This is a genomic window from Enterobacter sp. EC_50, assembly GCF_019584525.1.
GTDB classification, from domain to species: Bacteria; Pseudomonadota; Gammaproteobacteria; order Enterobacterales; family Enterobacteriaceae; genus Enterobacter; species Enterobacter roggenkampii.
In genome coordinates, this window is record NZ_VDAF01000018.1 from 118127 (window position 1) to 124181 (window position 6055).

Here is a 6055-nt window from a genome sequence, read left to right on the forward strand (position 1 = left end):
ATGCCAAAACGTACAGACATAAAAAGCATCCTGATCCTTGGCGCTGGCCCGATCGTTATCGGCCAGGCCTGCGAATTCGACTACTCCGGCGCGCAGGCGTGTAAAGCCCTGCGTGAAGAGGGCTACCGCGTCATCCTGGTGAACTCTAACCCGGCCACCATCATGACCGACCCGGAAATGGCTGATGCAACCTACATCGAGCCGATTCACTGGGAAGTGGTACGTAAAATCATCGAAAAAGAGCGCCCGGACGCGGTGCTGCCGACCATGGGCGGCCAGACGGCGCTGAACTGCGCGCTGGAGCTGGAGCGTCAGGGCGTACTGGCCGAATTCGGCGTCACCATGATTGGTGCCACCGCCGACGCGATTGATAAAGCCGAAGACCGTCGCCGCTTCGACGTGGCGATGAAGAAAATCGGCCTCGACACCGCGCGCTCCGGTATCGCACACAACATGGAAGAAGCGCTGGCCGTTGCGGCTGAAGTGGGCTATCCGTGCATCATCCGTCCATCGTTCACCATGGGCGGCACCGGCGGCGGTATTGCCTACAACCGCGAAGAGTTCGAAGAAATTTGCGAACGCGGTCTGGATCTTTCCCCAACCAAAGAGCTGCTGATTGATGAATCGCTGATTGGCTGGAAAGAGTACGAGATGGAAGTGGTGCGTGATAAAAACGACAACTGCATCATCGTCTGCTCCATCGAAAACTTCGATGCGATGGGTATCCACACCGGCGACTCCATCACCGTTGCGCCAGCCCAGACGCTGACCGACAAAGAGTACCAAATCATGCGTAACGCCTCGATGGCGGTACTGCGTGAAATCGGCGTGGAAACCGGCGGTTCTAACGTACAGTTCTCCGTAAACCCGAAAACCGGCCGTCTGATTGTTATCGAAATGAACCCGCGCGTGTCCCGTTCCTCCGCGCTGGCCTCTAAAGCGACCGGCTTCCCGATTGCGAAAGTGGCGGCGAAACTGGCGGTGGGTTATACCCTCGATGAGCTGATGAACGACATCACCGGTGGCCGCACCCCTGCGTCCTTCGAGCCGTCCATCGACTACGTTGTGACTAAAATTCCTCGCTTTAACTTCGAGAAATTCGCCGGCGCGAACGACCGTCTGACCACCCAGATGAAATCCGTCGGTGAAGTGATGGCGATTGGCCGCACGCAGCAGGAATCCCTGCAGAAAGCGCTGCGCGGTCTGGAAGTGGGCGCAACCGGCTTTGACCCGAAAGTGAGCCTGGACGACCCGGAAGCGCTGACTAAAATCCGTCGCGAGCTGAAAGACGCAGGCGCAGAACGTATCTGGTACATCGCCGATGCCTTCCGCGCGGGCCTGTCCGTCGACGGCGTGTTCAACCTGACCAACATCGACCGCTGGTTCCTGGTACAGATTGAAGAGCTGGTGCGTCTGGAAGAGAAAGTGGCAGAGCTGGGCATCAACGGCCTGGACGCAGACTTCCTGCGCATGCTGAAGCGTAAAGGCTTCGCCGACGCGCGTCTGGCTAAGCTGGCGGGCGTGCGCGAAGCGGAAATCCGCAAGCTGCGCGACCAGTATGACCTGCACCCGGTGTACAAGCGCGTCGACACCTGTGCGGCAGAGTTTTCTACCGACACCGCGTACATGTACTCCACCTATGAAGACGAGTGCGAAGCGAATCCGTCAGTTGACCGCGACAAGATTATGGTGCTGGGCGGCGGTCCAAACCGTATCGGCCAGGGCATCGAGTTCGACTACTGCTGCGTACACGCCTCGCTGGCGCTGCGTGAAGACGGTTACGAGACCATCATGGTCAACTGTAACCCGGAAACCGTCTCCACCGACTACGACACCTCTGACCGCCTCTACTTCGAGCCGGTGACGCTGGAAGACGTGCTGGAAATCGTGCGCATCGAGAAGCCAAAAGGCGTTATCGTGCAGTACGGTGGCCAGACGCCGCTGAAGCTGGCGCGCGCGCTGGAAGCGGCAGGCGTACCGGTTATCGGTACCAGCCCGGATGCGATTGACCGCGCGGAAGACCGTGAACGTTTCCAGCAGGCGGTTGACCGTCTGAAGCTGAAACAGCCGGCGAACGCCACGGTGACGGCCATCGAACAGGCCGTAGAGAAGGCGAAAGAGATTGGCTACCCGCTGGTGGTGCGTCCTTCTTATGTGCTGGGCGGCCGCGCGATGGAAATCGTCTACGACGAAGCCGACCTGCGTCGCTACTTCCAGACGGCGGTGAGCGTCTCCAACGATGCGCCAGTACTGCTTGACCGCTTCCTCGACGATGCGGTAGAAGTGGACGTTGACGCCATCTGCGACGGCGAAATGGTGCTGATTGGCGGCATCATGGAACATATCGAGCAGGCGGGCGTACACTCCGGCGACTCCGCCTGTTCTCTGCCAGCGTACACCCTGAGCCAGGAGATTCAGGACGTGATGCGCCAGCAGGTACAGAAGCTGGCCTTCGAGCTGCAGGTTCGCGGCCTGATGAACGTCCAGTTCGCGGTGAAAGATAACGAAGTCTACCTGATTGAAGTCAACCCGCGTGCGGCACGTACCGTACCGTTCGTCTCTAAAGCCACCGGTATTCCGCTGGCGAAAGTGGCGGCGCGCGTGATGGCAGGCCAGACGCTGGCACAGCAGGGCGTGACCAAAGAGATCATTCCACCGTACTACTCGGTGAAAGAAGTGGTGCTGCCGTTCAACAAATTCCCGGGCGTTGACCCGCTGTTAGGGCCAGAAATGCGCTCCACCGGGGAAGTGATGGGCGTGGGTCGCACCTTCGCAGAAGCGTTTGCCAAGGCGCAGCTGGGCAGCAGCTCGACCATGAGAAAATCGGGCCGTGCGCTGCTCTCCGTTCGCGAAGGCGATAAAGAGCGCGTGGTTGACCTGGCAGCCAAGCTGCTGAAGCAGGGCTTTGAGCTGGACGCGACCCACGGTACGGCAATTGTGCTGGGCGAAGCGGGTATCAACCCGCGTCTGGTGAACAAGGTGCATGAAGGTCGTCCGCACATTCAGGATCGTATCAAGAATGGCGAATACACCTACATCATCAACACCACCGCAGGCCGCCAGGCGATTGAAGACTCCAAGCTGATTCGCCGCAGCGCGCTGCAGTACAAAGTGCACTACGACACCACCCTGAACGGCGGTTTCGCAACGGCCATGGCGCTGAATGCGGATGCTACCGAGAAGGTGATTTCGGTTCAGGAAATGCACGCGCAGATTAGCAAGTAAGTAAAAATGCCCGGTGCCGTTCGGTTGCCGGGCATTCACCCCATCTTCAGAACCTTCTGGTTTTTCATCCTCTTTCAGTCAGTTAGCCTAAAATTGTTAGGTCGATAACGAAATTCAACTGAGAGCAGGGGAAAACACCATGCAAAATAAATTACTGATCGCCACCCTTCTTGCCGCCACTGCAACGTTTACCGTCGCGGGCTGTTCTTCTAACCAGGCAGTGAAAACCACCGATGGCAAAACCATTGTCACCGACGGAAAACCACAGGTCGATGACGATACCGGTCTGGTGTCGTATAAAAATGCGGAAACGGGTCAGACCGAGCAGATCAACCGCGATCAGGTGAAATCAATGGGCGAGCTGGATAACTAATAAAAAAAGCCGTGGCGTTTGCCACGGCTTTTAGTCTTTCAGGAACGATTACCAGCGGTGGTTCAGCAGGATATGACCGCCATAAGCAGCATAGCTGTTCTCACCCCACTCGCCGCTGGCGCGCAGGGAGAGCGTCGTGGTTTCGTTCAGGTTGCCGGTGACGCCCAGCTCTAACTGACCGCGATCTTCCGGCGTATCGTTGCTGACGGTCTCGCCGTTAAACGCCAGATCGTTCTGACCTGCGCCTTTCAGCCAGTTCACGGCAACGTACGGCTGCCAGGCTTTCACGTCTTTCTGTTCGAAGTAGCTTGATTTGACGCCCAGACGACCAAACAGACCGTCGTTGTCCAGCGTGGTAATCCGCACGCCGTCGCGATCGGTATGGTTTTCCTGATCCAGATAGCTGTAGATAACCTGCGCCTGAGGTTCGATTTTCCAGGTGCGCTCATTTTCTGAATCAATCACCCATGCATGGCCCACTTCGACGGATGCCGCGAAGCCTTCACTGTCGTAATCTTCATCGTTACGGTTGCTGGTCACTTTATTGTTGTACCAGCTATAGGCGGCCCAGGTATCAACGTAGCTGCCCAGACGCAGCTTCTGATCTTCCTGCCAGGTTGCATACAGGCCGACGTTAAAGCCATCCACTTTGCCCTGCGCATCACGTACGTTGTGTTTTGCATCAGAGTGGGTCTTCGCCTGGCCTGCCCCGAACATGCCACCCGCACGCAGGATGCCGTTGTCCATTGGCTTACTCATGAAGTCGCTGCCTACCTGAAGGACAGTGGTGGTGGTGTCATAGCTGACTTTGTCACCGCCCGCATTGTTTTCATGGTAGCGACCTTTGACGTACATCCAGGTGTTGAGATCTTCCTCGTTACGGAAGGTGATCTGATCGCGATCGTCACGCTTGTGCAGGAACATGCTCTGCGCGGCAAGGTAGTTACCTAAGTAAGCGCCGACCTCAGGAGCCATGACTTCGGGACCGCTATTGCTGCCGTTGTCGGTGTTACCACCGTTGTCGGTATTATCAGACGGTTCATCGGAAGGCGTGGCCTTTGACTCCAGGTACCAGTTGCCGTTGCTGTGCTGATAGAGATTATATTCCCACGCACCGGCAACCACCGGTTTGGCAAGGGTCAACTGGGCTTCGGAGCTGCCGCCAATGCTGACAATTTCCATGCCGTTAACGGTTTGCGCGCCTAGGCCGCCAATGTTGTTCACGCTGACGTCGGACTGGCCAAAGCTGCTGCCGGTAATGGTGAGATGATCGGTTGGCGAGTTGTCTTCACCCAGGGTACTGTTCATCACGATCTGACTGCCCGCAGAGCCGATATAGTCGCCGTTAATAGTGAAATTATTGCCAACGCTGTGATTGGCGGCGCTGAGTAACAGTGTGCCACCATTGGTGACGTTGCCGTTGACCGTATCGATACCTGAAACGCTCAGCGTATCGTTACCCTGAATCGCATTCCATGCTGCCAGCGTACCACCCGTGAGGATGTTGATATTGTCGTTTACTTCGCCAGCAGTGGCAAACTGAGCGCCATTTTCGACAGTAATCGTCGCGTTGCTACTCTTTGTACCAAGCGTTGAACCAACAGCGACCAGCGTGGTGCCGCTATGCAGAACGGTATCACCCGTGTAGGTGTTTTTGCCGGTTAGCGTCAGGGTGTTGGAATCCACTTTTTCAACATTGCCGCTACCGGTAATGCCGGTGGCGAACGCCGTATTACTGCCCTGATTAAAAATAAGTGTGCCGTTGTTGGTCAGTCCACCACTCAGCGTCGCGGTTTTCGTACCATCACCCAGCTGGAGAGAAGCATCTTTGGCAACGAGAGTCGTACCTGCATTAGACACATTCCCCGACAGGATTAAATCACCGCTGTTAACCAGCAGCGAATTGCCAGAACCGATAATGTCGATATTCCCTGAGAGCGCCCAGCTTTCGCCGTCCATTTCTAAAGAAGCAAAGCCATCGCCTTCCGATAAGCCAACAAAATTGCTGTCTTCTGTGCCGGTTCCTGCCAGGGTTATCGTATTTCCTTTAGAGATGCTCGAAATTACGTCGCCTTTCAGTGACGAGCCAGTGTCAAGCACCAACGTATTATTTTTGCTGCTGGCAAACGTAATAGCCGTACCGCCACCACCGATCGAACCGTTGTTAATGATATCAACTTTCGCCGTATCCGTTACGTTGATGCCGTTTTGCGCACCCTGAACGGTTCCAGTATTGGTGATTTTTGAATTGCCTTCGCTCACGGTAATACCATTGTCACTTGTACCGCTTATTGTACCGCTGTTATTTATACCGGCACCTGTTTGGGCGTTGATACCTGTCTTGGGTGATGCTGCCAACTTACTGATTTAGTGTATGATGGTGTTTTTGAGGTGCTCCAGTGGCTTCTGTTTCTATCAGCTGTCCCTCCTGTTCAGCTACTGACGGGGTGGTGCGTA

General features: G+C 56.0%; 4 protein-coding genes. 3 read left to right on the forward strand and 1 reads right to left on the reverse strand.

Annotated features, from left to right (window positions below; translation table 11 throughout):
- On the forward strand, positions 1–3225 hold the full coding sequence (carB, locus tag FHC48_RS16185; RefSeq protein WP_008502028.1) for a carbamoyl-phosphate synthase large subunit: 3225 nt from the start codon (positions 1–3) through the stop codon (positions 3223–3225).
- Positions 3226–3364: 139 nt separating this feature from the next.
- Positions 3365–3598 carry a YgdI/YgdR family lipoprotein gene (locus FHC48_RS16190; protein ID WP_021240552.1) on the forward strand — a complete coding sequence of 78 codons (234 nt, stop codon included), beginning with the start codon at positions 3365–3367 and terminating at the stop codon, positions 3596–3598.
- A gap of 48 nt (positions 3599–3646) precedes the next feature.
- On the opposite strand, the gene FHC48_RS16195 is transcribed toward FHC48_RS16190, so the two are convergent.
- Positions 3647–5965 carry an autotransporter outer membrane beta-barrel domain-containing protein gene (locus FHC48_RS16195; protein ID WP_220420550.1) on the reverse strand — a complete coding sequence of 773 codons (2319 nt, stop codon included), beginning with the start codon at positions 5963–5965 and terminating at the stop codon, positions 3647–3649.
- Between the two features lie 32 nt (positions 5966–5997).
- Between FHC48_RS16195 and FHC48_RS23825 the strand changes: the two genes are divergently transcribed.
- Positions 5998–6055, forward strand: a 58-nt coding sequence (locus FHC48_RS23825; protein WP_097491765.1) for an IS1 family transposase, incomplete at its 3' end; no start/stop codon positions are given.

What these genes read in the sequence shown, in the direction of transcription:
- carB (WP_008502028.1), top strand. Translation starts at nt 1, where the DNA reads ATGCCAAAACGTACAGACATAAAAAGCATCCTGATCCTTGGCGCTGGC.
- FHC48_RS16190 (WP_021240552.1), top strand. Translation starts at nt 3,365, where the DNA reads ATGCAAAATAAATTACTGATCGCCACCCTTCTTGCCGCCACTGCAACG.